27 protein-coding genes and 1 pseudogene are annotated in these 23,577 nt (G+C 70.6%); 11 read left to right on the top strand and 17 right to left on the bottom strand.

What is annotated here, in order from left to right; translation table 11 throughout:
* Positions 1-15 precede the first annotated feature (15 nt).
* Positions 16-810 carry a 5-oxoprolinase subunit PxpA gene (locus JOD52_RS15000; protein WP_204410868.1) on the bottom strand — a complete coding sequence of 265 codons (795 nt, stop codon included), beginning with the start codon at positions 808-810 and terminating at the stop codon, positions 16-18.
* 135 nt (positions 811-945) lie between these two features.
* On the opposite strand from JOD52_RS15000, the gene JOD52_RS14995 reads away from it, so the two are divergent.
* From JOD52_RS14995 to JOD52_RS14980, 4 genes are read left to right on the top strand one after another with little or no spacing between them, the layout of a single operon-like run.
* Positions 946-1,164 carry a type II toxin-antitoxin system Phd/YefM family antitoxin gene (locus JOD52_RS14995; RefSeq protein WP_239551923.1) on the top strand — a complete coding sequence of 73 codons (219 nt, stop codon included), beginning with the start codon at positions 946-948 and terminating at the stop codon, positions 1,162-1,164.
* Positions 1,161-1,550, top strand: coding sequence for a type II toxin-antitoxin system VapC family toxin (locus JOD52_RS14990; RefSeq protein WP_204410864.1), 390 nt, complete (start codon positions 1,161-1,163; stop codon positions 1,548-1,550). Before JOD52_RS14995 ends, JOD52_RS14990 begins: the two co-directional genes overlap by 4 nt.
* Before the next feature lie 23 nt (positions 1,551-1,573).
* A complete protein-coding gene (locus JOD52_RS14985; RefSeq protein ID WP_204410862.1) occupies positions 1,574-2,440 on the top strand; it encodes a hypothetical protein in 867 nt (288 codons plus the stop codon).
* Positions 2,440-2,868 carry an NYN domain-containing protein gene (locus tag JOD52_RS14980; protein WP_017823055.1) on the top strand — a complete coding sequence of 143 codons (429 nt, stop codon included), beginning with the start codon at positions 2,440-2,442 and terminating at the stop codon, positions 2,866-2,868. The genes JOD52_RS14985 and JOD52_RS14980 overlap by 1 nt, the downstream gene beginning before the upstream one ends.
* A gap of 58 nt (positions 2,869-2,926) precedes the next feature.
* Here JOD52_RS14980 and JOD52_RS14975 read toward each other — a convergent pair whose 3' ends face one another.
* A complete protein-coding gene (locus JOD52_RS14975; RefSeq protein ID WP_017823056.1) occupies positions 2,927-4,378 on the bottom strand; it encodes an APC family permease in 1,452 nt (483 codons plus the stop codon).
* Positions 4,379-4,547: 169 nt separating this feature from the next.
* Here JOD52_RS14975 and JOD52_RS17290 point away from each other — a divergent pair.
* Positions 4,548-5,381: pseudogene (locus JOD52_RS17290) on the top strand (glycoside hydrolase family 3 N-terminal domain-containing protein); the annotation flags it as partial.
* A 259-nt stretch (positions 5,382-5,640) separates the two neighbouring features.
* On the top strand, positions 5,641-6,897 hold the full coding sequence (locus JOD52_RS17285) for a glycoside hydrolase family 3 C-terminal domain-containing protein (RefSeq protein ID WP_239551922.1): 1,257 nt from the start codon (positions 5,641-5,643) through the stop codon (positions 6,895-6,897).
* 64 nt (positions 6,898-6,961) lie between these two features.
* Here JOD52_RS17285 and JOD52_RS14965 read toward each other — a convergent pair whose 3' ends face one another.
* The 3 genes from JOD52_RS14965 to JOD52_RS14955 are packed head-to-tail and all read right to left on the bottom strand — an operon-like array spanning position 6,962 to position 8,200.
* Positions 6,962-7,360 carry a PIN domain-containing protein gene (locus tag JOD52_RS14965; RefSeq protein WP_204410860.1) on the bottom strand — a complete coding sequence of 133 codons (399 nt, stop codon included), beginning with the start codon at positions 7,358-7,360 and terminating at the stop codon, positions 6,962-6,964.
* Positions 7,345-7,602: a type II toxin-antitoxin system Phd/YefM family antitoxin gene (locus tag JOD52_RS14960; protein ID WP_204410858.1), complete on the bottom strand. Its 258-nt coding sequence runs from the start codon at positions 7,600-7,602 to the stop codon at positions 7,345-7,347. The genes JOD52_RS14965 and JOD52_RS14960 overlap by 16 nt, the downstream gene beginning before the upstream one ends.
* Positions 7,603-7,654: 52 nt before the next feature.
* Complete coding sequence (locus tag JOD52_RS14955) at positions 7,655-8,200, bottom strand: dihydrofolate reductase family protein (RefSeq protein WP_204410856.1); 546 nt, start codon at positions 8,198-8,200, stop codon at positions 7,655-7,657.
* 205 nt (positions 8,201-8,405) lie between these two features.
* Here JOD52_RS14955 and JOD52_RS14950 point away from each other — a divergent pair, with 205 nt between their 5' ends.
* Together JOD52_RS14950 and JOD52_RS14945 are read left to right on the top strand one after the other, a co-directional pair.
* On the top strand, positions 8,406-10,073 hold the full coding sequence (locus tag JOD52_RS14950) for a molybdopterin-dependent oxidoreductase (protein WP_204410854.1): 1,668 nt from the start codon (positions 8,406-8,408) through the stop codon (positions 10,071-10,073).
* 158 nt (positions 10,074-10,231) lie between these two features.
* Positions 10,232-11,458, top strand: a complete 1,227-nt coding sequence (locus JOD52_RS14945) for a cellulase-like family protein (protein ID WP_083871719.1) — start codon at positions 10,232-10,234, stop codon at positions 11,456-11,458.
* Between the two features lie 170 nt (positions 11,459-11,628).
* Here the strand turns inward: JOD52_RS14945 and JOD52_RS14940 are convergent, their stop codons facing one another.
* The 7 genes from JOD52_RS14940 to JOD52_RS14910 are packed head-to-tail and all read right to left on the bottom strand — an operon-like array spanning position 11,629 to position 15,763.
* On the bottom strand, positions 11,629-11,949 hold the full coding sequence (locus JOD52_RS14940) for a nucleotidyltransferase family protein (RefSeq protein ID WP_017823063.1): 321 nt from the start codon (positions 11,947-11,949) through the stop codon (positions 11,629-11,631).
* A gap of 20 nt (positions 11,950-11,969) precedes the next feature.
* On the bottom strand, positions 11,970-12,719 hold the full coding sequence (locus tag JOD52_RS14935) for a phosphotransferase (RefSeq protein WP_017823064.1): 750 nt from the start codon (positions 12,717-12,719) through the stop codon (positions 11,970-11,972).
* A 43-nt stretch (positions 12,720-12,762) separates the two neighbouring features.
* Positions 12,763-13,158: a type II toxin-antitoxin system VapC family toxin gene (locus JOD52_RS14930; protein ID WP_017823065.1), complete on the bottom strand. Its 396-nt coding sequence runs from the start codon at positions 13,156-13,158 to the stop codon at positions 12,763-12,765.
* The gene (locus JOD52_RS14925) at positions 13,155-13,382 is read right to left on the bottom strand and encodes a FitA-like ribbon-helix-helix domain-containing protein (RefSeq protein ID WP_017823066.1); all 228 of its coding nucleotides are present in this window, start codon (positions 13,380-13,382) and stop codon (positions 13,155-13,157) included. The genes JOD52_RS14930 and JOD52_RS14925 overlap by 4 nt, the downstream gene beginning before the upstream one ends.
* 46 nt (positions 13,383-13,428) lie before the next feature.
* Positions 13,429-13,986: a hypothetical protein gene (locus JOD52_RS14920; RefSeq protein ID WP_017823067.1), complete on the bottom strand. Its 558-nt coding sequence runs from the start codon at positions 13,984-13,986 to the stop codon at positions 13,429-13,431.
* Between the two features lie 56 nt (positions 13,987-14,042).
* Entirely contained in the window at positions 14,043-15,092 is a 1,050-nt protein-coding gene (locus JOD52_RS14915) for a Sir2 family NAD-dependent protein deacetylase (RefSeq protein WP_083871721.1), read from the bottom strand.
* Positions 15,089-15,763, bottom strand: a complete 675-nt coding sequence (locus tag JOD52_RS14910; protein ID WP_017823069.1) for a DedA family protein — start codon at positions 15,761-15,763, stop codon at positions 15,089-15,091. The genes JOD52_RS14915 and JOD52_RS14910 overlap by 4 nt, the downstream gene beginning before the upstream one ends.
* Positions 15,764-15,953: 190 nt before the next feature.
* Here JOD52_RS14910 and JOD52_RS14905 point away from each other — a divergent pair, with 190 nt between their 5' ends.
* Positions 15,954-16,796 (top strand): DUF1206 domain-containing protein, encoded by an 843-nt coding sequence (locus JOD52_RS14905; RefSeq protein WP_204410853.1) that lies wholly within the window; start codon positions 15,954-15,956, stop codon positions 16,794-16,796.
* 59 nt (positions 16,797-16,855) lie between these two features.
* Positions 16,856-17,875 carry an aldo/keto reductase gene (locus JOD52_RS14900; protein WP_204411766.1) on the top strand — a complete coding sequence of 340 codons (1,020 nt, stop codon included), beginning with the start codon at positions 16,856-16,858 and terminating at the stop codon, positions 17,873-17,875.
* Positions 17,876-17,933: 58 nt separating this feature from the next.
* Here JOD52_RS14900 and JOD52_RS17280 read toward each other — a convergent pair whose 3' ends face one another.
* Together JOD52_RS17280 and JOD52_RS17275 are read right to left on the bottom strand one after the other, a co-directional pair.
* Entirely contained in the window at positions 17,934-18,362 is a 429-nt protein-coding gene (locus JOD52_RS17280; RefSeq protein WP_239551921.1) for a D-arabinono-1,4-lactone oxidase, read from the bottom strand.
* 117 nt (positions 18,363-18,479) lie between these two features.
* Positions 18,480-18,929, bottom strand: a complete 450-nt coding sequence (locus JOD52_RS17275; protein ID WP_338124136.1) for an FAD-binding protein — start codon at positions 18,927-18,929, stop codon at positions 18,480-18,482.
* 47 nt (positions 18,930-18,976) lie between these two features.
* On the opposite strand from JOD52_RS17275, the gene JOD52_RS14890 reads away from it, so the two are divergent.
* Positions 18,977-19,849, top strand: coding sequence for a sulfatase-like hydrolase/transferase (locus JOD52_RS14890; RefSeq protein ID WP_204410851.1), 873 nt, complete (start codon positions 18,977-18,979; stop codon positions 19,847-19,849).
* Between the two features lie 115 nt (positions 19,850-19,964).
* Here the strand turns inward: JOD52_RS14890 and JOD52_RS14885 are convergent, their stop codons facing one another.
* From JOD52_RS14885 to JOD52_RS14875, 3 genes are all read right to left on the bottom strand, one after another.
* Entirely contained in the window at positions 19,965-20,678 is a 714-nt protein-coding gene (locus JOD52_RS14885) for a CE1759 family FMN reductase (protein WP_204410849.1), read from the bottom strand.
* A gap of 47 nt (positions 20,679-20,725) precedes the next feature.
* Positions 20,726-21,898, bottom strand: coding sequence for an LLM class flavin-dependent oxidoreductase (locus JOD52_RS14880; RefSeq protein ID WP_204410847.1), 1,173 nt, complete (start codon positions 21,896-21,898; stop codon positions 20,726-20,728).
* 140 nt (positions 21,899-22,038) lie between these two features.
* The gene (locus tag JOD52_RS14875) at positions 22,039-23,190 is read right to left on the bottom strand and encodes a hypothetical protein (RefSeq protein WP_338124113.1); all 1,152 of its coding nucleotides are present in this window, start codon (positions 23,188-23,190) and stop codon (positions 22,039-22,041) included.
* Between the last annotated feature and the right edge of the window lie 387 nt (positions 23,191-23,577).

The raw sequence follows: 23,577 nt of genomic DNA, 5'->3' as shown, positions 1-23,577 counted from the left end.
CTCCCGGGCGGACGGTCACAGGATGGCCTTGACCTGCACGTCGGCCGCTTCGAGCGCCGCCCGCACCTGCTGGGCCAGGGCCACCGCTCCGGGAGTGTCTCCGTGCAGGCACAGGCTGCCGGCCCGGATCGGGATCCACGTGCCGTCCAGCGTGCGCACCCGGTGCTCGCGGGTGATCGACAGCGCCTGCGCCACCACCTGATCCGGGTCGGTGAGCACGGAGCCCTGCACGGAGCGCGGCACCAGCGTGCCGTCGGCGGTGTAGGCACGGTCGGTGAACGCCTCCAGCACCACCGGGATCCCCGCATCGTCGGCCAGGCGGGAGACGACGGAGCCCGGCGCGGCCACCAGCGGCAGCGGGCCCTCGATCCCGAGCTCGATCAGGGCCGTCAGCACTGCGGCGGCCTGCACCTCGTGGTGCGCGAGGGCGTTGTACAGCGCGCCGTGGGGCTTCACCCCGCGCACCCGCGTGCCCTCGGCCGCGGCGATCGCACGCAGTGCTCCCACCTGGGCGATCACCTGGTCGGTGAGCTCGCCGGGGGCGATGTCCAGGAAGCGCCGACCGAAGCCCAGCAGGTCCGGGTAGGCCACATGGGCGGTGATCGCCACGTCGTTCCGGGCGGCCCCGGCGCAGGCCCGACGCATGGTCGACGGGTCCCCGGCATGGGCGCCGCAGGCGATGTTCGCGGTGGCCACCACCTGCAGCATCTCCTCGTCGTCCCCCATCGGCCACACCCCCAGGCCCTCCCCGAGGTCGGCGTTGAGGTCGATCGAGGCAGGGACGTCCGTGTCAGTGGCGGTGCGGTTCACATCGGCTCCTTCCAGGACGGTCGATGGCCGTGCAGACCATTGTCCGTCGTGAAGGCATAGAACGCACGACGACGGCAGCTATAGACTTAGCCCGGTCTAGTCCACTACCTTGAGAGCATGGTTACGACAGTCAACATGCATGAGGCGAAATCGAGTCTCTCCGCGCTGGTGAAGCGCGCACTCGATGGCGAGGAGATCACGATCGCCCGTGCGGGGGAGCCTCTGGTGGATCTCGTCCCCCATCGTGCCCGGCGGGTGGACTTCGGTCTCGCCAGGGGTGCCTTCGCGTGCGACCCCGAGGTCTTCGACGGGGCTGATGAGGAGATCGCCGACATGTTCTACGGGCCAGCATGATCCTCCTCGACACGAACGCCCTGCTGTGGCTGGTCGATGACGATCCCCGTCTTGGTCCTGAGTCCCGGCGACTGCTCATCCAGCAGGACCGTGTGTGCTTCTCAGCGATCTCCGTCTCGGAGATCGCCATCAAGCACATGCTCGGCAGGCTGACATTGCCCGGCTCGGATACGTTCCCCGGGGTGTTCAGCGGCTCCGGCCTGGTCGAGTTGCCGTTCCGATCTGATCACGCTGTGGCGCTGCTGGGGGAGCCGGACCTGGCACGACACGATCCGTTCGACCGCATGCTCCTTGCCCAGAGACAGGTGGAGGACTGCTACTTGATCACGTCCGATCGCGTGCTGCTGGCACTGGATCGACCTGGCCTGCTCGATGCTCGCCGCTGAGATCGCCCCGATACGCTCGCAGGATGGACGCCACCTCGACCGCGACGCCCCACCCGGACCTGCCTGCTGGTATCCCCGCTAACAGCACCGACGGTCCCGCGTACACCGCCGGGAGCCTCGACAGTGCGGCCCAGGTCCTGCGACGGGCCGACGACGTCGCCCCCGCCCCGGTGCTGTCGCTGACCGACGAGCAGCTGGCCGGGATGGACGGTGACCGTGCCGATCAGCTCACTGCCCTGCCGTGGCTGGCCGAGCACGCCGAGCACCGCGAGTTGGCCGCCGGCGTGGGGCTGCGCTCCCTGGTCGCCTCCGGTCAGGTGCAGATCCTCATCGATCGGACCGAGGGCGGCACCGGGAGGCGCTGGCAGGCCGTGCCGGTGCTCGACGGCTGCCTGGTGCTGCGCCGCGCGGCCAACGTGGTCGCCTCCGTGGAGCGCACCATGAACACCACCGGCGGCACCCAGCTGAACCGCCTGTACTACTACGCCCACCCCAGCGGGGTGCTGGAGGAGGAGGTCACCGCCTCCGGCATCCACCACTTCACACCCCTGCGGCCCGGCCAGGTCCCGGAGCGCATCGCCGCCCTGGTGGACCCCGCCGGCGTCTCCACCGCAGCGGCGGGAGGGGGTGGCGAGCTCGGCCAGGACGCAGCGCAGGACGGCGTGCAGGACCGCGTGCAGGATCTCGCGCAGCGCCTGGCCGGCACCCTCGCCATGAGCGTGGTGACGGTGGTGCGGGCCGCCGGCGGGGGCGTCCAGCAGTGCAACCTCGCCGCCACCGCGCAGGAGCTGTTGCTGATTGAGGGGGCCGATGCGCAGGTGCACGCCCGGGTGCTGGATGCCGACGGTCTGCGGCAGGTCGCGGAGCAGCTGATCGCCTTCGAGGCCTGATGGGCGGGTCCGCGTGGTCCGAGCAGCCGGACTCATCGCCCGAGCGGCCGATCGCCGAGCGGGTCCTGGTGGTGGACGGGGCGAACGTGGTCGGCAGCGTGCCCGACGGGTGGTGGAAGGACCGGGCGGGGGCTGCCGCCAGGCTCACCCGTCAGCTGGCGTCGGCCACCCTCCCCTACGAATTGATCGAGCTGGTGCTGGAGGGGAAGGCGCGCGCGGGCGTACCAACCGGGACAATCGAGCGGCTGGAGGTTGTGCACGCTGACGGCTCCGGCGACGACGAGATCGTCACCCGCTGTCACGCCCTGGCAGCAAGGGGCACGCAGGTCACCGTCGCGACGGCAGACCGCGGCCTGCTCTCCCGACTGGCCCCGCTGGGGGTCGCGTCCCTGGGTCCACGGGAGCTCCGGGTGAGCCTGGACCAGTGAGCCCGTAGCGCGTCATCACTCGGCCAGGTCAGGCCCGTCTCGTTCAGCCACGCCCCGTTCAGCCCCGCGTGGCCGACTCCCTGCCAGCAGGTTCCCGCCGCGCGGCCAGCAGCATCTCGGCGTGCGGGCCCAGCAGGTCCCGGAACGCGCCCTCGCGGTCCTTCGGTGCCGGGGTGATCAGGAACAGGATCGCGCCCAGCACCGCCCAGGCGGCCAGCAGGATGTACTCCTCGGGCCAGATCAGCGACATGCCCGTCTGCGGGATCAGGGCGAAGGCGATCACCAGCACCGCGCCGATCGCGCCCAGGGCCGGCAGGAACGCGGGCCGGGCCCGGTAGCCGTACTCGAGGCCGGGGTAGCGGCGCGGCATGCGGTACTTGGCGATCACCACCAGCAGCCACACGATGCCCAGGAACACGCCGCCGGCGTCGAGGAACCACACGATCGCGCCCGGGCCCAGCCAGCCCAGTCCCAGGGTGGCAGCCAGCACGAACAGCAGGGCCCGGCGCGGCACCCCGGAGCGCTCGTCGATGTGGGCGAGGCCGGCCGGCAGCAGGCGCGCCCGTGACAGGGCCAGCACCACGCGGCTGGAGGCCACGAACAGGCCGATGAAGCTGGTGACCAGGCCCAGCACCGAGATCAGGAACGCGGCGAAGCCGAGGACCGGCATGCCGGCGGCGGTGAAGGCGTCGATGGTGCCCAGCTCCATGCCGGCCACGTCCTCCCAGGGCACCACATAGGCGGTGGCCAGCAGCACCGCGGTGTAGAAGGCGGCGGCGACGGCCACGGTGAGCACCACGGCGCGGCCCACCTGGTGGGGCTTCAGGCTTGACTCCTCGGCCAGCACCGCCACCAGGGAGAAGCCGACCACGTAGGTGATGCCGGGGACCACCATCCGCAGGGTGGATTCGGCGGGGGACTGCTCGGGGGTCCACATCGGCCACAGGTTCGAGGGCTCGCCCACCACCAGGGCCGCTCCCACCAGCACCACACCGATCAGGATCATCACCGCGAACAGCGCAACCTGGATCTGCGCACCCAGGGACACCCCGAACCAGTTCAGGGCGAATACGGCCAGGGCCAGCACCACGCCCACGGCCAGCACCGGGAGGGTCACTGCTTCACCGGCCACCGTGTACAGGGGTATCTCGCTCATCGCGGGGATGTACTTGGCCAGCAGTGTGCCCAGCGCCGTGACGTAGAAGGACAGGGAGGCGATGTAGGCGCCGATGTGGAACCAGCCGGTGGCGAAACCGGCACTGCGCCCCAGTGCCGCGTACCCCCACACCACCTCGCCGCCGGCGCGGGGAATGGCGGAGGTGAGCTCCCCGTAGGCCAGGGCTACGCAGGCCGCGAGCGCGGCGCCGGCGAGCAGGCCCAGGATCATGCCGCCGGCCCCGAGGTCGGCGAAGAAGGTCGAGGAGGTGTAGATCCAGCTCGACCCCACCACCCCGGCCACGCCGAGCGCGATCAGGGAGGGCAGGCCGAGGGACTTCTTGAGCTCCGCCATGGAGGTCCTTCCGTTGATGTCGATCCCACGTGTGCCCCACATTGTGCCTGCCCAGCACACCTGCCAGAGGCAATGCTGGAACCGCGGCCCCACCGCGATGTGCCCGGCCCCCGTCTCGGTATAGCCTTCACTGACCGCACGAGGACGTCCGGCCCGGGAGGGGACCCGCATGACCATCAGCTCCGAGAACTCCGAGAACTCCGAGAACTCCGAGAACTCCGAGAACTCCGTCAACCCGACCGCCAGCGAGAGGAGCCGGCTCACCGCCGACGAGAAGATCGCGCTGACCGGCGGTCGGGACTTCTGGCACCTGCACGAGGTGCCCTCGCAGGAGCTGCCCTCGATCATGGTGACCGACGGGCCGCACGGGCTGCGCAAGCAGTCCTCCGAGGGCGACCACCTGGGCCTGAACGACACCGAGCCCGCCACCTGCTTCCCACCGGCGGTGGGCCTGGCCGCCACCTGGAGCCGCGAGACGGCCGCCGCCGTGGGCCGCGCGATCGCCGAGGAGGCCCGCTCCCAGCAGGTCTCGGTGGTGCTGGGCCCCGGCATCAACATCAAGCGCTCACCGCTGTGCGGGCGCAACTTCGAGTACTTCTCCGAGGACCCCCACCTGACAGGGGAGCTGGCCACCGCCTACGTCGATGGCGTGCAGGAGCAGGGCGTGGGCACCTCGCTGAAGCACTTCGCGGTCAACAACCAGGAGACCGACCGGCTGCGCGTGAGCGCCGAGGTGGACGAGCGCACCCTGCACGAGATCTACCTGCGGTCCTTCCGCACCGTGGTCACCCGGGCCCAGCCGTGGACGGTGATGTGCTCCTACAACGCCGTGGGCGGCACCCTGGCCTCGGAGAACCCGTTCCTGCTCACCGAGGTGCTGCGGGACCAGTGGGGATTTGAGGGCCTGGTGGTCTCGGACTGGGGCGCGGTGGCCGACCGCGGGCGCGCTGTCGCTGCGGGCCTGGACCTACAGATGCCCGCCGATCCCGCCGGTGAGGAGGACCTGCGGGCAGGGCTGGAGAACGGCACCGTGGACCAGGCTGCCGTGGACCGGGCCGCGGGCCTGGTCGAGCAGTTGATCCGCCGCAGCGTCGAGAACCTCTCCGAGGCCGAGACGGAGATCGACGTGGAGGGTTACCACCAGGTGGCACTCGAGGCCGCTCGCCGCGCGATCGTACTGCTGCAGAACGACGGCATCCTGCCGCTGGACGTGCCCGCTGGCGGCGGGAAGGATCCCGGCGCCGGGGGCTCCGGGACGGGCGATGCATGCACCGGCCCCACCCCCCCTCGCCGTGATCGGCGACTTCGCCGCCACGCCCCGCTACCAGGGCGCCGGCTCCTCCCACGTGAACCCGCCGCGCCTGACCACCGCCCTGGACTCGATCCGGTCCCTCACCGGCACCGAGGTGCCCTTCGCCCGCGGCTTCGAGCCCGGCAAGGACGCCGACGCCGGCCTGCAGGGCGAGGCCGTGGACCTCGCGCGCCGCACCGCCGAGGCAGGCGGCACGGTGCTGCTGTTCCTGGGCCTGGGTGAGGACGTGGAGTCCGAGGGCTACGACCGCGAGGACATGGAGCTGCCGGCCGCCCAGGTCGAGCTGCTGGAGGCGATCCGGCAGGTCACGGGCCGGGTGGTGGTGCTGCTGTCCAACGGCTCCGCCGTGCGCCTGCCCGCAGCGGTCACCGCCGCTCCCGGAGTGCTGGAGACCTGGCTGCTGGGCCAGGCCGGTGGCGAGGCCGTGGCCGACGTGCTGTTCGGCCGCGCGAACCCCTCCGGTCACCTCGCCGAGACCATCCCGCTGCGCCTCGAGGACACCCCCTCCTATCTGCACTTCCCCGGGGACCACTCCAGGGTGCGCTACGGGGAGGGACTGTTCGTGGGCTACCGCGGCTTCGATGCCCTGGGCACCGAGGTGGCCTACCCCTTCGGCCACGGCCTGTCCTACACCACCTTCGAGCTGGGGGACCTGGCCGTGACCTCCGGGGCCGACGGCCTGGACGTCACCGTCACCGTCACCAACACCGGGGAGAGGGCCGGCCGTGCGGTGGTCCAGGCCTACGTGTCCGTCGAGGGCTCGACGGTCACCCGGGCCCTGCGGGAGCTGAAGGGCTTCGGCGACGTGACGCTGGAGCCCGGCGCCTCCGAACAGCTCAGCATCCGCATCCCCCGCGAGGACCTGCAGTTCTGGTCGGTGGTGGACGGGACCTGGGTGGTCGAGACCGGCACCTACGCCGTCGAGGTCGGGTTCTCCAGCCGCGACCTGCCGCTGCGGGCCGAGGTGGAGGTCTTAGGCGACGAGCCCACGCCGGTGGTGGACACCACCTGGACCGTCGGCGAGGTGATGGCACTGCCTGCCGCACAGGCGGTGCTGGCACCCCTGTTCGCCCAGATGCCGATCGCCGAGGACCCCGAGATGCAGAAGATGATCGCGCAGATGCCCCTGAACCGGCTCTCCGGCCTCGGGGGTCTGGACCGCGCGATGATCCAGCAGCTGGTGGACGCCATCAACGCCGCCATGTGAGATCCCTGCGCGGTCACATTGTGGTGTTGTGGGTGGATGCCGCGGTGGGGCCGGGCGGTGCGGGTCAGGGACTCTCCGGGAGGACACCGGGCAGGTCGCCGAAGCGTGCCGCGGCGTCGCGGCTCAGCACGATCCTGCCGGTCTGCGCGGCGTGTGCGGCGATGATCAGATCGTGCGCCCCGCGCGGCCTGCCCGAACGACGGGCGTGTGCGATCAGCCGCGCATGATGGGCAGCTGTCGCCTCCGTATAGTCCAGCACCTCGACCGCATCGATGATCGCCTCCAGTGCGCTCTCGCGGTGGGTGACCTGCTGCGCAGTCTGCGCGAACTCAATGCCGATGCGGTACTCCGCGACCGTGATGGAGGCGATCGCCAGCTCATCGTCGTCGAAGGATCGCTGATCCAGCCTGCCGCGCTCGTAGTCGATCAGCAGGTTGGTGTCGAAGATCAGTCGTCGTCCCACGGGTTCTCCGTCATGTCCACGACGTAGTCCAGGGCTTCGGCGATGTCCGTACGGAAGCGGTCATCCGGAGGGGGGATCTTCTGCAGTGCTTCTCGAAGGTCCCGCCCGGTGTGGCGCGGGGCAGGACGGATCTCAGCGATTGGCCGGTTCCCGCGAGTGACCACGACAGCATCGCCGGCTTCGATCGCGTCGAGCAGATCGGAGAAGTGCCGGGAGGCTTCCGTCGCGCTGATGGTCCGCATCCGTCCACCCTATCTGATAATCAGATATCTGGATAGATGCCAGCGAGGGCACTTACCGCATCGGCCCGAGCACGTCGAAGGTGGCGCACACGAATGCCCGGTTCCGGGCCACCGTTCGTAGCGTCAGGTCGAGCCGGCGGGGCAGCAGCGGTTTCCCTGCCCCCAGCGTGACCGGGGTGATCGCGATGACCAGCTGATCCAGCAGGCCCGCATCCACGAACTGCCCGGCCAGGCCCCCGCCGCCCACCACCCACACGTCCTTGGCACCGGCCGCCGCCACCAGCTCGGCGTGCAAGGGAACAACGGGCCCGGAGGCGAAGCGCAGGTCGGCCCCCTCGATGCCGGGCAGCTCCGCGTGGGAGAGCACCCAGGCCGGCACCGTGTACGGCCAGCCGTCGCCGTCGGCCTCCAGATGGTCGCGCAGCCACATGTAGGTGGCCCGGCCCATCACGATCGCGCCCACCGAGCGCATGAACGCGTCGTTGCCTCCGGGGCCCTCGGGGTCGATGTCCTGGTGGAGCAGCCAGTCCAGGGAGTCGTGCTCGTCGGCCAGGAAGCCGTCGAGCGTGGATGCGGCGTAGTAGACGGTGCGGGTCATGGCAGGCCTCCCGGTGCGGTCCGGTGCGGTGCCGTGGCTCGGGCCCCGGCTCCCGTACCGTCCCACTATCCTCCTGGTCCCCGTCATCCGACAGGGCTGATGCACCGGTCCCACCGAACTCCCGTCGGAGCCGACGTGCCCGGTCCTCGCCGGGGACTCCCAGTGGACAGGCCTACGCTGAGCGCCCATCCGAGAGGGAGGCCCCATGGCCAGTCCCACGCAGGCACCCCGCGCTGCGCCGCAGAGATCCTCGGGCACGGCCCGAACTGTCGGCCCGGGCGAGGCCCGGCCCACCCTGATCCCTCGTCCGTTCGCGGTGCTGTCCGCGATCGTCGGCGCAGGGGTGCTGGTGGCACTGGCTGAACTGTTCTCCCTGCTGCTGCCCGGAACCTCCGCCCCCGCCTCGCCGTTCGTGGCCGTGGGCGGGGCCTTCATCGACATGGTGCCTGCGGCGGTGAAGGACCTGGTGATCAGCCTGTTCGGCACCGCCGACAAGCTGGTGCTGTTCCTGTGCATGGGTGCTGTCTACGCCCTCCTCGCCGCCGGTATCGGCCTGCTGGGCCGCAGGTCCCGGCTCCTGGCCGTCCTCGCGCTCGCCGGGCTGGGCCTGTTGGCCGCCCTGGTGGTCATCACCCGTCCCGGCACCGGCCTCGTCGACGCCGTCCCCACGCTGCTCGGCACGCTCGGCGGTACCGCTGTGCTGCACCGCATGCTGGGCCTCGCCCGGAGCGCCGCCGCCGGGTCGGCCGACGGGGGAGCCCGGAGGGCAGCTCCCGGGGCGGGGACGGGCACCGCGCTCGGTGCCGCCCGCCGTCGGTTCCTGATCACCGCCGCAGGCACGGCCGTGCTCGCGCTCGCCGTGGGCGTGCCCTCCCGCCTCGCCGGGAGCGCCCGTGCGGCCGCAGAGGCCGCCCGCGCCCGCTTCCGACCACCCCCGCCCGCGGTCGCCGCCACCCCGATCCCACCGCAGGCCCAGGTGAGGGTCCCCGGCATGCCGTCCTTCCTCACTCCGGCGGACGACTTCTACCGCATCGACACCGCCCTCGCGGTGCCGCGCGTGGACCCGACCACCTGGAGCCTGAGCATCACGGGCCTGGTGGACCACGAGCTCACCCTCACCTTCGAGCAGCTGCTGGCCGAACCGATGACCGAGGCGCACGTGACGCTCGCCTGCGTCTCCAACTCGGTGGGTGGGGACCTGGTGGGCAACGCCACCTGGCTGGGCGTCCCGATCCGCACCCTGCTGGAGAGGGCCGGCGTGCAGCACGGCGCCGACATGGTGCTCTCGTGCTCCGTGGACGGCTTCACCGCCTCCACGCCGCTGGAGGCCCTCACCGACGACCGGGCCTCCCTGCTGGCCGTCGCCATGAACGGTGAACCGCTTCCGCCGGAGCACGGGTACCCGGTGCGGATGGTGGTGCCGGGGCTGTACGGGTACGTCTCGGCCACCAAGTGGGTGGAGGAGCTGAAGGTGACCCGCTTCGCGGATGACCGTGCCTACTGGTCCGACCGCGGCTGGTCCGAGCGCGGCCCCATCAAGACCGCCTGCCGCCTGGACGTGCCCACACAGGGCGTGGCCGTCGAAGCCGGCACCGTGGAGCTGGGCGGCACCGCCTGGGCACCCCACCGCGGCATCGCCGAGGTGCAGGTGCAGATCGACGACGGCGACTGGCAGCAGGCCGACCTCGGGGCCTCCGCGAACGACGATTGCTGGCGGCAGTGGTCCCTCACCTGGGAGGACGCCCTGCCGGGCGAGCACACCGTGACCGTGCGCGCCGTGGACGGCACCGGGCAGATCCAGACCTCCCAGCGGGCCAACCCCGCACCGGACGGCGCCAGCGGCTGGCACACCGTGCCCCTGCGGGTGCGGTAGGCGCAGCCGACACACCCCTCCGCACGGGACACTCCCGGGTGAACGGCGAATGATCCTCCGCCGACCTGCTGTACGAGCTCCCAGCTCGCTCCCTACGCTCCAAGGACGATCGGTTGCTTCCGCGCTCCCGAGACTCGGACGAGATGGGTGCCCCACGCATGACGCACAGCACGACGACTCCGGTGGCCCTGGCCATGTGGGACTTCTCGTGGTTGGAGCGCCGATGGCCCGGCGCGGGCTACGAGGACTGGGAGCAGGCGCTGGATGAACTCACCGACCGCGGGTACGACACCGTCCGGATCGATGCCTACCCCCATCTGGTGGCAGCGGGTCCGTACCGCGAGTGGGAGCTGGTGCCCGTGTGGAACCAGCAGATGTGGGGCGCACCGGCTCCGGTCCGGGTGCGCGTGCTGCCGGCCCTGATCGCCTTCCTGACCGCCGCGCGGCGCCACGGGGTGGCAGTGATCCTCTCCAGCTGGTTCCGGGAGGACGTTGAGGACACCCGGATGTGGATCCGCAGTCCCCAGGACCTGGCCGGGATCTGGGTGGAGACCCTCCGTCACCTCGACCAGGCCGGTCTGCTCGACACCGTGCTGTTCGTCGATCTCTGCAACGAGTTCCCGCTCGACATCTGGGCCCCGTTCCTGTACTCCGATCCGTCGATCCGACGCATCGCCCCGGGAGAGCCGGGCAGACGGTACGCGGCGCGCTCCACGCCGGAGGTGGCAGTGTGGATGAGGTCGGCGATCGACGGTGTGCGCACCGTTCACCCCGATCTGGACCTCACCTTCTCCGTCTCCACCGAGCTGGCGACCTGGCCCGACCAGGAGGTCGGGTTCCTGGACGTGCTGGAGGTCCACGTGTGGATGGCCAACAGCGAATCCGGGGACTACGACCGGCGGGTCGGGTATCACCAACCGCGATTCTCCGATGAGGGGTATCGACGTCTGGCACGGCACGGCCGGGAGGAGTACGAACGTGACCGCCTGCGCCACGACGAGGCACTGTTCACCATGATCGACACCATGGCCGACTGGTCACGAGCCGTCGGGAAGCCCCTCTACACCTCGGAGTGCTGGTCGCTGGTGGACTACAAGGACTGGCCCGGCCTGGAGTGGGACTGGATCCTGGACCTCAACGCCCGGGCGGTGGAGTATGCGGCAGGCACCGGGCGATGGGCAGGGATGGCCACCAGCAACTTCTGCGGCCCGCAGTTCGTGGGGATGTGGCGGGAGGTGGAGTGGCACCGTCGCCTGACCCGGGCCATCACCTCGGCGACTCTCGATGCGGACCTCGCTGACACGGTTCCTTCCAGGGACGTGGGCGGCGAGACGGTCGCAGCGCGGGCCGACGGCCACGTCCGGGGGAGTGGTCTACGGGTGTGATCGAATCTGTTCGGGCAGAGATCGAACGGCTTCTCCGATCACCGCCAGATTCCGGAGGACGGCGTCATAAGCCATCGCTGCATATTCATCGGAGCGCAAGTAGGGCGCATAGCTCCGGCAACGCTCGGTTGCGGCGAGGATGTCACCACATCGTGCCTGGTCTGAGCGGCTCACAGGGCCACCGCGTCGTCGAGGGCGGTCTGTGAGACCTTTGTGCGAAGCATGGGAACAGAGACGACATCCACTCTCGTGCCCAGAGCATTGCTCAACTCTTCGGCTATGCCGGACAGCCGCAGCAGGGCGTTCCCTCCGTCGGGGTGGAGGTCGACGAGCAGGTCGATGTCACTGTGCGTCGAGGCGTCACCGCGCGCGACAGAGCCGAAGATGCGGGGATTGCTTGCGCGATAGCGCGACATGACATCCTCGAGGAGATCGCGCTGCGCGACGAGCGCAGCGCGCAACGTGGAGCTCTCTGCCGTCACGGACTTCATGGCATCAGGATAGTCGCGGGCTACCTGAGCGATCGGATGTAGTCACTGTCCAGGTCGTACAGCTCCGCGTGCTCGGCCAGCTCCGGGTTCGCCAGCTCGACGGCCTGCTGCCGTGAGAATGCGGCCAGGGCCTGCAGTCGTTCGATCACCGTGGCAAGGGTGGACGTGACCGTGATGGCCTGTGTGCCCTCCGGCAGGGTCTGCTCGGTGTAGGTGTCCAGCAGCAGCGCCAGGCGTTCCAGCCGCTCGGCATCGGTGAAGCCGTCGGCCCGATCGGTGCTCAGCGGCACCACCCGATAGGCAAGGTAGGCCAGGTCCCAGATCCGGGGGCCGGGGGAGGCGAAGTCCAGGTCGATCAGGCCGGCCGCCTGCCCCTCGCGGAACACCACGTTGTACGGCGCGACGTCGTTGTGGCACACCACCTCGGCCAGCTCCCGGGGCGCGGACCGCCACGGCCCGCTGCGGTCCGCGCTCGCCGAGGCATCGTGGAAGCGACGCAGCAGAGCCGCCGAGGACCTGAGGGCTGCGGGTTCCCACACCCACGCGGGCATCGGGTACGCGGGAACGACGCCGGGGAGGAACTCGAGGACCTCGCGCCCGTCCGCCTCGATCCCGAACGGGCGGGGCACAGCGTCCATCCCGACCGCCCGGCAGTGCTCCAGCAGTCGGTGCACCGAGGGCGTCCACGGCCCACTGCTGCGCAGCACCCGGTCTCCGCGCCGGAACACCGGCCCCATGTTCCCGCCGGCCAGTTCGATCTCGTCATCCATGGGCCCCACCGTACGAGGAGGATGCCGCACTGGAGGGGGTGCCTCAGGGCGCCGGCAGGACCAGGCTGACCTGTGCATCGTGGCCGGGGGTGTCGAGCATGGCGTCGCAGGTCATCAGGGTGCAGCCGAGCGCTTCGGCAAGGGCGAGGTAGCTGGCGTCGTAGGCGGTGAACTGGTGCCGCAGCTCCCAGATGCGATCCGCGATCGCGAGCGTCTCGTAGCGGGAGATCGTGAGGGCGCCGTATATCTGGCGCTTCCGTTGCGCATCGACGGGGTCGATCCGACGACATCTCTCCAGCCCGCGCAGGACCGAGAGCACCTCGAGGTCCAGCAGATGGGGGACAGCTATCGGCTCGTGCGCCAGAGCGTGCAGCAGGGTGGGATGGGGGGACGGACCCACGAGGGCCTCGATCATCGCCGAGGCGTCCACGACGATCATCGGCGACCGTTCGACAGCTCCGAGAGGATCTCCTGGATATCGGGGCCGCTGTCGCGTCGCATGGCACCGAGCTGGTCGATCAGGTCGGCATTCGACGGGGTCGAGGCGATCTTTGTGAGCTGTTGGGCCACGAAGCCGGAGAGGGAGAGGCCCTCCTGGGCGGCTCTGCGCTTGAGGGTCGCGGTGACCTCGTCGGGGACATCGCGGATGTACAGGGTGCTCATGGGGGAATGCTAGCAGTGTGCAAGCAACCCTGCCGGTGTTGTCCGGTCACCACCGCCTGGTGGGGCACAGGTCCGTGTTCTCGAGGTCCAGGTCCTCGATCCGATGCCCCTCGTGGTCACCGGAGGAGAACAGGCCGTCCTCGGACGCGATCCGCAGTGCTCGCGTGCTCTCGATGCTCACGAAGCCGGCAGCGGCGACCGCGTTGTCCAGCTCCACCCTCACCTCTAGCATGACGTCCTTCTGGGGCGGGTCCAGGGCCTCGAGTGCTCCCTGGTAGGTGCCGTTGGTGTCCGGGGACAGGGACTCGTCCAGCGGGATGACTCGGTACTCACCCTGGGCCTCCGGCAGCGTGAGCGGCCCCTCCGCCCTCCACACCGTGCGCTCCACGCGCCTGGTGCTGGCGTCGGGGTCGTCGTCCGGGTCGTAGTCGTCGTGGATGAGGCTCACGATGATTCTGGTGGGCTGCTCCACGCAGGCCGGGACCGCGACCTGGAGCACGTCACCCTCGAGCCGTACGCCGATCCACCCGGCAGCGTTGCAGCCGGACAGCGGCATGACCAGCAGCAGGGAGCCCAGCAGGGCCAGGAGTCGGCGCGATCTCATGGCTCAGTGTGCGCCGCCGAGCACTGCCGGAACAGTGCCTGCAGGTCACCGCTCGGTCACGATCCGGCCCAGGCCGCCAGTACGTCCTCGATCCGTCCGTGGATGCGCAGCGTGGCCTGCTCGTCCCCGCGGGTGGGGCCGTCGTTGACGATCACCACCGGCGTGCCCGCTTTCACCGCGGCGCGCACGAACCGCAGGCCCGACTGCACGGTGAGGCTCGATCCCAGCACCAGCAGCCGCGAGGCCTCCTCCACCAGCGCGTACGCCTCGCGCACCACCTCGCGGCGGGCGGACTCGCCGAAGAACACCACGTCGGGCTTGAGGATCCCGCCGCACAGCGGGCAGGCCGGGTAGCGGAAGTCGGCGGTGCGGTCCACCTCCGCGTCGCCGTCGGGGGCCTGGGCGGCATCGGCCGCCAGCTCAGCCAGGCGGGAGGCGAGGGCGGGGTTCATCGACAGCATCCGCCGGTGCAGGGCCTCGCGCCCGCTCACGGTGTCGCAGCCCATGCAGCGCACCCGGTCCAACCGCCCGTGCAGGTCCACCACCGGGCGTGAACCGGCCTGCTGGTGCAGGGCGTCTACGTTCTGGGTGATCACCCCGGTGACCGGCAGATCCCCGGCCTGGAGCCGGGCCAACAGCTCGTGGCCGCAGTTGGGGCGGGCCCGCAGGAACTGCGTCCATCCCACCGTGGAGCGGGCCCAGTAGCGCCTGCGGGCCAGGTCGGATCCCATGAACTCCTGGAACGTCATCGGTGCGCGCGGCACCGCGTCCCGGCCCCGGTAGTCCGGCAGCCCCGAGGAGGTGGACATGCCCGCCCCGGTGAGCACCGCCGTCGGCTCCCCGCGCAGCAGGTCCCAGGCCTCGGCCAGCAGCGTGGGCGAACTCCGGTGCCCGTACTGCGCATCGGGCACCGGACCCCAGGCCGGCAGGCGGAACAGGGGGCGCGAGGTGCTGGGGGCCGACGGCGCGGCATCGGGCACAACCGGTGCAGGGAGCGATGCGGGCCCTGGTGTCGGGGGTGCTGCGGGCTGGGTGGCGGTGGAGAACCAGCGGCCGACGTCCGCGGCGGGTCCCGCCCGGCCCGTCGGTCCCTGGTGGCTGCTCATTCCTCCAGGGTAGGGCCCTGATCCTCCGTGCCGCCCTGATCCTCGGTATCGCCCGAATCATCGGCCACGTCACGGCGGCTGCGGATCCGCTGCGTCGCGAAGGCGATGCCGGCGATGATCCCGAAGCCGGCCACGATCAGCGAGTAGATCCGCACGAAGGCCTCCAGGGCCTCCCCGCCGGCCATTCCGAAGTAGTACCCGGCCACCACGAACGCCGCGTTCCACAGGGCCGAGCCCAGCCCGGTGGCCGCCGCGAACAGCAGCACCGGCATCCTCTCGATGCCCGCGGGGATCGAGATGAAGGTGCGCACCATCGGCACGAAGCGCGCGATCGCCACCGCCGGGAAGCCGTGACGGTCGAAGAACCGCACCGCCGTATCCACATCGCTCTGCTCCAGCAGCGGCAGGCGCTGCACCAGGGCCCGTGTGCGCTCCAGCCCCAGTGCCCGCCCCACGGCATAGACGCCCAGGCCGCCGACCACGGATCCGAGGGTGGTCCAGAAGATCGGCACCAGCACGTGGTGGCCGTTCGCTGCGGCGCTCACCCCGGCGAACGGCAGCAGCAGCTCCCCGGGCACCGGCGGGAACAGCGCCTCCGCGGCGATCACCAGTGCGATGCCGGGGCCGCCCAGGAACTCCATCAGGCGGATCGCGAGACCGGCAAGATCCATGCGTGCTCCGTCCTGGCGAGGTCAGGGGGCGTGCTGCCCGTGGCCGTCCGGTGAACCAGGGGCCGAGGCGGAGACTAACGGGTGCGGGTGACGTGCCGGTGAACGCCTCGGTGCGGGAACAGCGCAGTGACCGCACGGTCATCTCGGGGTGTGCGGCATGGCGGGCTCCGAAGCCACATATCCTGCGGTCATGGCACAGAACGGTGGCGCCCGCGGCGCAGCGAAGGACGTCGAGGACAAGGCCGAGCAGGTGGCCGACCATCCCTGGATGGAGAAGGCCGCGAGGGCCGGCTTCATCATGAGCGGCGTGGTGCACCTGCTGATCGGCTGGATCGCCCTGCAGGTGGGCTTCGGCTCCGGTGGCGGTGATGCCGACCAGTCCGGTGCGCTCAGCACGCTGGCCTCCGCCCCCGGCGGGATGGTCCTGCTGTGGATCGGCGGCATCGCCATGATCGCCCTGGCCCTGTGGTTCGCGGCCGAGGCCTGGTTCGGCGGCAAGCGGGAGCGCGAGACCAAGGACGTGGTCAAGCATGTGGTGAAGTCCGCCGGCAAGGCCGTGGTGTACGCGGCCCTCGCCTTCACGGCCCTGCGCTTCGCCACCGGAGGCAGCAGCGACTCCGGCCAGCAGACCTCCGAGATCACCGGCATGTTCCTCCAGAACGCGGCAGGTCGCATCCTGGTGGGGATCGCCGGCCTGGTGGTGATCGGCATCGGGATCTATCACGTGGTCAAGGGCGTCACCCGCAAGTTCGAGGAGGACCTGAAGGCCACCGGCGGTGGCAACGTGGGCAAGGCCGTCGTGGTCACCGGGATGGCCGGCTATGTCGCCAAGGGGCTCGCGCTGGTCGGCGTGGGCGTGCTGTTCGGCTGGGCCGCCATCGGTGCGGACCCCGAGAAGGCCACCGGCATGGACGGCGCCATCAAGCAGATGGCCACGCTGCCGGCGGGCACCGTGCTGCTGGCCGTGGTGGGTGCGGGCCTGATCCTCTACGGGATCTACTCGATCCTGCGCTCTCGCTACGCGTCCATGTGAGACGGACCCGCCCCACGCGCGATGACCCGTTCCCCCGACCTGAGGAGCACGCCATGACGATGCAGTACCGCACCCCCGCCCGCCTGGGTCGCCCGCTGTCCGTGATCGGCCAGGGCTGCTGGCAGCTCGGCGGCGACTGGGGCGAGGTCTCCGAGACCGACGCCACCGCAGTCCTCGATGCCGCGCACGGTGCCGGCATCACCTTCTTCGACACCGCCGACGTGTACGGCGACGGCCGCAGCGAGCGCCTGGTGGGTGCCTTCCGCGCAGAGAGCGCCGCGGACTCCGACGCTGCGAGCAAGCCCCACTTCGTGGCCACCAAGGCATCCCGTCGCGCGGATCCCTTCGCCCCGGAGACCTTCACCGAGCAGAACATCCGCGCCTGGATCGACCGCTCCCGCACGAACCTCGGGATGGACACCCTGGACCTGGTGCAGCTGCACTGCCCGCCCCCGGCGATCTACGGCGAGGACCGCGTGTTCGACCTGCTGGACACCCTGGTCCAGGAGGGCAAGCTCGCCGCCTGGGGCGTGAGCGTGGAGACCTGTGGCGAGGCGCTGCAGGCCCTGGAGCGCGAGCATCTGGCCTCCATCCAGATCATCCTGAACCCCTTCCGGCTGAAGCCGCTGGACGAGGTGGTGCCGCTGGCCGAGTCCCAGGGCGTCGGCATCATCGCCCGAGTTCCGCTCGCATCCGGCCTGCTGAGCGGCCGCTACACCGCCTCCACCACCTTCGCGGCCGACGACGATCGCACCTTCAACCGCCACGGCGAGGCGTTCGACAAGGGTGAGACCTTCTCCGGGGTGGACTTCGACCTGGGCCTCGAGGCTGTGGCCCGGCTCGAGGAGGCCCTCGACGGGGCGATGCCGCTGGCCGAGGCCAGCCTGCGCTGGATCGTGGGTCGGCCCGGTGTCACCGCAGCCATTCCCGGTGCCCGCAGCGCCGAGCAGGCCCGCAGGAACGCCGCCGCCGGCAGCGAGGCCACCGTTGAGCAGCAGGCGGTGCTGGACCGTTTCGACGACGCCGTGCGCGCCACCTACGACGAGCTGCTGCGGGAGAGCATCCACCCGCAGTGGTGAATCAGGAGCGACCTGCATCCGTGGTTCGTGCCAGCCGCTGCCTCAGTCGTCCGCCTGCTCACGCCCCGAGGAACTGGTCGACATAGTCGTTGGCGAACGTGCGATCAGGGTCCAGTCGGTCCCGCAGGGTCTGGAAGTCGCCGAGGCGGGGGTACAGGGACGTCACCACCTCGGGAGCGATGGTGGAAACCTTGCCCCAGTGCGGCCGTGGGGAGAACGGGGTGAGAGCCGCCTCGATCTGCGGCAGCACGGCCTCGACCTTCTCGGGAAGGCGCTTCCACGTGAAATGGATGCACGCACTGTCCCGTTCGTATGCGGGGGAGAGCCACAGCTGATCAGCGGCGACAGTGCGCACCTCCGAGACGTGCAGCAGGGGGCGGATGCGTTCGGCCAGAGGCAGGACCGCCGTCATCGCGGAGACCAGATCCTCGCGGGCCACGAAGTACTCCGACTGGATCTCATCCCCGCTGCTCGGGGTGAACTGCATGCGGAAGTGCGGGAGCCTCTCGTAGGACGGGCCGGGTTCGCCGCTCTGATCAGTGCAGTGGTGCGGCGGCATGCTCGGCAACGGATGCACCGAGCTCTCTGCGAGACGTGCGCCGTGCTATCGATCCTCCCGCGGCAGATCGGACTGCTGCTTCACCCAGATCTGGTCGATGCTTCCGGTCCAGGAGTGGAACAGGCTGACGCTGTAGGCATCGTCGAGCGCGGCAGCCACGACGTCCTGAGACATATTTTCCGGAGGAAGGTCCAGGTACACCGACTGCCGGAGGGTGAAAGCGGGGACGAGATCGAGGGTGAGGTGGGTGAACACTCCGAGGGACCCCAGGGACAGGACTGCCCCGTCGAACACGTCCGGTGTGCTCTCCCGTGAGAGCTCGAGCAGGTCTCCGCCGGCGGTCACCATTTCGATGGCCCGCACGGAAGCCGCCAGCACCGGATGTCTGCTGCCCGATCCGTGCGTTCCAGTAGAGCTGGAGCCCCCCACGGAGATGTGCGGCAGAGACCCCATGTTGGACAGAGCCAGACCCTGTCGGGCAGCCGCCTGAGCCACGTGGCCGTAGCGCACCCCGGCCCCGACCCGTACCGTGCGAGCGTCACGTGACCGTGGAGTTCACCGACCAGGCCATCGCCTTCATGGGGGAGGGCGGCGCCGAGGCCCAGGAGCAGGACCCGTTCTTCTGCATGGTCGCCTACAACGCGGTGCACAACTTCGCCTGGCAGCTGCCGCAGGACGAGCTCGACGCCCGCGCCCTGCCCGCCCACGACGACTTCGACTCCGATGCCGCCGATTACGTGGATTGGTACGACGGCGCGATCTCCCCGCACCTCGAGCACGGCCGCGCCTACTACCTGGCGCAGCTGGAGATCATGGACCGCGAGATCGGGCGGATGCTGGACCACTTGGAGGCCACGGGCCGCCGGGAGGACACCCTGGTGGTGTACCTGACCGATAACGGCGGCTCCACCTGCAACTACGGGGACAACACCCCGCTGCACGGCACCAAGTACAGCCTGTTCGAGGGCGGGGTGCGGGTGCCGTTCGTGGTCTCCTGGCCCGGCACCGTGCCTGCCGGGCAGCGTTCGCCGGCCCTGGTTTCCGCGATGGACCTGCTGCCCACCTTCGCTGGCGCGACCGGTGCCACGCTCCCCGCCGGCCTGCCCATCGACGGGAAGGACCTGCGCCCGGCATGGGAGGCGGCCGGCGCCGGCCACGACGCTCTGCACTTCGACACCGGCTTCCAGTGGGCCGTGCGCACCCCGCAGTGGAAGCTGCGCTCCGTGGACGACGGCCCCCACCGCGAGGCCCTGCAGAGGGTGGAGCATACGGACATCGGCCAGGGCCTCAGCCTGGTGCCGATAGGCGAGAGCCCCGACGAGTCCGCGGCGGCCGATGTGAAGGACCAGCACCCCGAGGTGGTCCAGGAACTGCTGGCGCTGCGCGAGGCATGGCTGGAGCGCATCGGCGGTTGAGAGCCGCGGCGCCCAGCGCCCAGGCAGCGGGAGAGCTCGTCGGCGCGGTCGCGGATGTCCACCACCAGCAGGGCGGGGGCTCGGTCGACCGACCTCGGCCGGAGCTTGCGAGGGATCAGTCCCGGCCCAGCAGCTTGCCCATCGGCACGAAGTCGGCGAACTCGGCGTCCAGCCCGTTGCCGGAGGCCTCGGCCCCGGTATCGGGTTGGGAGCCGTCGGTGGCAGGCGCGCCTGTCGAGGACCGGGGGGTGGCCTCAGCGGCTGCACCGGCGGTGCGCAGCATGGTGACCAGCTCCGCAGCGGAGCGGCGGATCCGGGAGGACAGCGGCAGTGCGTCGGCCTGCCCCTCGGTGTCCGCACCGAAGTCCGCCGCTGCCGCGAACACGGAGGTGGGCACGATCTGTGACTTGAGGTACGCGAACATCGGGCGGATCGCGTAGTCGATCGCCAGGGAGTGGCGGGGCGTGCCCGCCGTGGCCCCCAGCAGCACCGGCTTGTCCTTCCAGATCTCGATGTCCATCGCGTCGAAGAAGGACTTGAACAGCCCCGAGGGGCCCACGTTGAACACGGGGGTCACCGCGATCACCGCGTCGGCCGTGCGGATGGACTCCACCACCACGCCCAGGCGCTCGCCGGTGAAGCGGGTGAGCATGGCGTCGGTGATGTCGTGCGCCAGTTCGCGCAGCTCCACGGTCTGCACGTCCACCACCGCGCCCGTGCGCTCCAGCTCGAGGCGGGCGGCGCGGGAGAGCTGGTCGGCGAGCATGCGGGTGGAGCTGGGGGTGGAGAGTCCTGCGGCCAGCGCCACGATGCGGATCGGTTCGGTCATGGGAGTGCTCCCTTCGGGGTAGCGGGTGGCTGGGTGTCGGCGTGGTGTCAGGCCAGGCGGTTGGCGCTGCGGGAGTCCTCCGCGCGCAGACCCGTCCAGTTGTCACCGGTCTCGAACTTGTAGGTGGCGTCGAAGGCGCCGCGCTCGGCCTCGGCCGCAGCCACCAGCGAGGCATGGGTGGGGGCATCGGGCACATCGGCCGGACGACGGGCGTCCAGCTCCCTGCGAAGCACCGGCACCACCTCGGTGCCCAGCAGCTCGATCTGCTCCAGGACCGTTGTGGCGGGCAGGCCCGCGTGGTCCATCAGGAACATCTGGCGCTGGTAGTCGCCCACCTCGTCGGCCATGGTCAGGTAGCGCTCCGCGACCTGCTCGGGGGAGCCGACGGTCAGCGGGGTCATGCGGGTGAAGTCCTCCATCGAGGGGCCGCCGCCGTACACGGGCGCGGCGTCGAAGTAGGGACGGAACTCGTTCCAGGCGTCCTGGCTGTTCTTGCGCATGAACGCCTGGCCGCCCAGGCCCACGATCGCCTGCTTCGCGGTGCCGTGGCCGTAGTGCTCGAAGCGCTCGCGGTACAGCTGCACCATCTGCTTGGTGTGGCTCATGGGCCAGAAGATGTTGTTGTGCAGGAAGCCGTCACCGTAGTAAGCGGCCTGCTCGGCGATCTGCGGGGAGCGGATCGAGCCGTGCCACACGAAGGGGGCCACGCCGTCCAGGGGGCGGGGGGTGGAGGTGAACTGCTGCAGCGGGGTGCGGAACTGGCCCTCCCAGTTCACGACGTCCTCGCGCCACAGTCGGCGCAGCAGATCGTAGTTCTCGATCGCGATCTCGACGCCCTTGCGGATGTCCTGCCCGAACCAGGGGTAGACGGGGCCGGTGTTGCCACGGCCCATCACCAGGTCCACGCGGCCGCCGGTGAGGTGCTGCAGCATCGCGTAGTCCTCGGCGATCTTCACCGGGTCGTTGGTGGTGATCAGGGTGGTGGCGGTGGAGAGGATGATCTTCTCGGTCTGCGCACCGATGTAGGCCAGGGTGGTGGTGGGGGAGGAGGTCACGAACGGCGGGTTGTGGTGCTCACCCAGGGCGAACACGTCCAGGCCCACCTGCTCGGCGAGCTTGGCCTGCTCCACGATGGACTTCAGGCGCTCGTTCTCGGTGGGGACCTTCCCGGTGTTCACGTCCGGGGTGATGTCGGCGATGGAGAAGATTCCGAACTGCATGTCGCGCTCCTGACGAGGTGTGTGGGACCCGGTCGGTGCAGGCGCACCCCCCTGGCGATAGTTCAAAACTAAACTATCTATCGGTCGGGCGCAAGGCCGCCCCGTGTGGCGTCGATGACGTCCGTCCGATCCAGCCGACCTCAGCCCACCTGGTCGGCCGGAGCCTCCCAGGTGCTGCACTGCGAGAGGTCCCCATTGGCCGCCTTCCCGGTGTTCACCCACGCCGCTCGCGACCGGGCCGACGGTTCGGCGGCGCTCGCAGGTTCCGCCTGCGCCTCCAGCGAGGTCACGAACTCCTCCACCCGGTCCGTGGGGCGCGGCCCGGTGGGCTTCTGGAATGCCGCCGCAGAGCCGAAGCACGACTGCTGCAGCGCGTACCGGCGACGCAGCTCGTCGGTAAGTGCGGTGTCTCCCTCCGCGCTCTCCAGCAGCGCCCCGTAGTAGGTGTGCATCGAGGTGGCGGCCACCGCGAACACCGCGTACGAGTACGAGAGGTGCCACATGTACAGCTGCGGCGACTCCACGGCGGAGGTGGTGGAGAACCCGGGATCCCATTCGGCCGGCCAGTACAGGGTGTCGTCACCGATGCACGCGCGCGGAGCGGTGCCGGTGAAGGTCTCCGGTGCGCAACTCGATGCGGCGGGCGGCTCCGCGGCGGGGTGGACCACCACCTCGGGGGCGGTGAACTCCACGCCCTGCTGGGCGAGAGCATCGCCCCAGGTGGTCTCCAGGCATGAGGCGCCCGACTCGAGGTAGGCCTGCAGCTGGTCGTCCGGAACCTTCCCCTCCGAGGCCGGCAGGCTGCAGCCGGCCGGGACCGAGAGCGTGGCCGCGGTGAGCGGGTTGGTGGCCATCACCTGCAGCAGCTCCTCGGGGGTCCCCTCGGGCTGCTCGCCCTCCTCCAGGGGGCGCCACTGAGCGGGATCCACCGGGTCCTCCTCGGAGCTCGCGGTGGGTTGCTGCGGGGCGGCGGGAGTCCCGGGCTGGTCCAGCCACAGCAGGCCCACCCCGGTACCGATGCCCAGCAGGAGCAGCACCGCACACCCCAGGGCGATGGTGGGCGCCAGCAGCCTGCGCTGCCGTGGGGACGTCGCATCGACCCCCGGTGGCAGGCCCGCTGCCCCCGCAGCACTCCCAGAGCCCGCAGCAGCGGCCGACGAGGGACTCGCCACGGGGTCGGGGTCCACTGGGAACTGGAAGCGCGGCCGCTGGTCGAACCGCTGGATCGGGGCGGCGTCGGCGGGCCGGTACTCGCGCTCGGCGAGGGCCGGTGAGCCGCCGGAGCTCGGCACCGCCGGCGATGCCGCGGGAGCAGGCGATGCCGCGGGAGCAGGCGGTGCCGCGGGCGCTGAGGATGCGGCCGGAGGAGGCGATGCCGGTGCCGGCGGGCCAGGGGGCTCCGCGGTGGTGAGACTGCTGTGCAGGTACGTCCCCCACGGAGGCGACGCGGGGTCTGGGCCTCCCCCGGAGGGCGGCGGTGCAGAATCGATGAAGTCCTGATCGGAGCCGGCGGCGGGTGCCTGCGGGGCCGGGCTGGGAACGCTGGCGATGAAGTCCTCGGACGGCGCCAGGGTGGACTCCGCTAGCTCGGGTCCAGGTCCCGGCGGCGGCGCCCACGAGGAGTGGTCCTCCTGCGGCGGCAGAGCCGGGCGCAGCACGGTGTCCTCCTCGTCGACCCC

It is taken from the genome of Brachybacterium muris (assembly GCF_016907455.1).
Classification (GTDB): domain Bacteria; phylum Actinomycetota; class Actinomycetes; order Actinomycetales; family Dermabacteraceae; genus Brachybacterium; species Brachybacterium muris.
The sequence above is the reverse complement of the archived record's forward strand: the minus strand, read 5'-3'. Positions and strand labels throughout refer to the sequence as shown.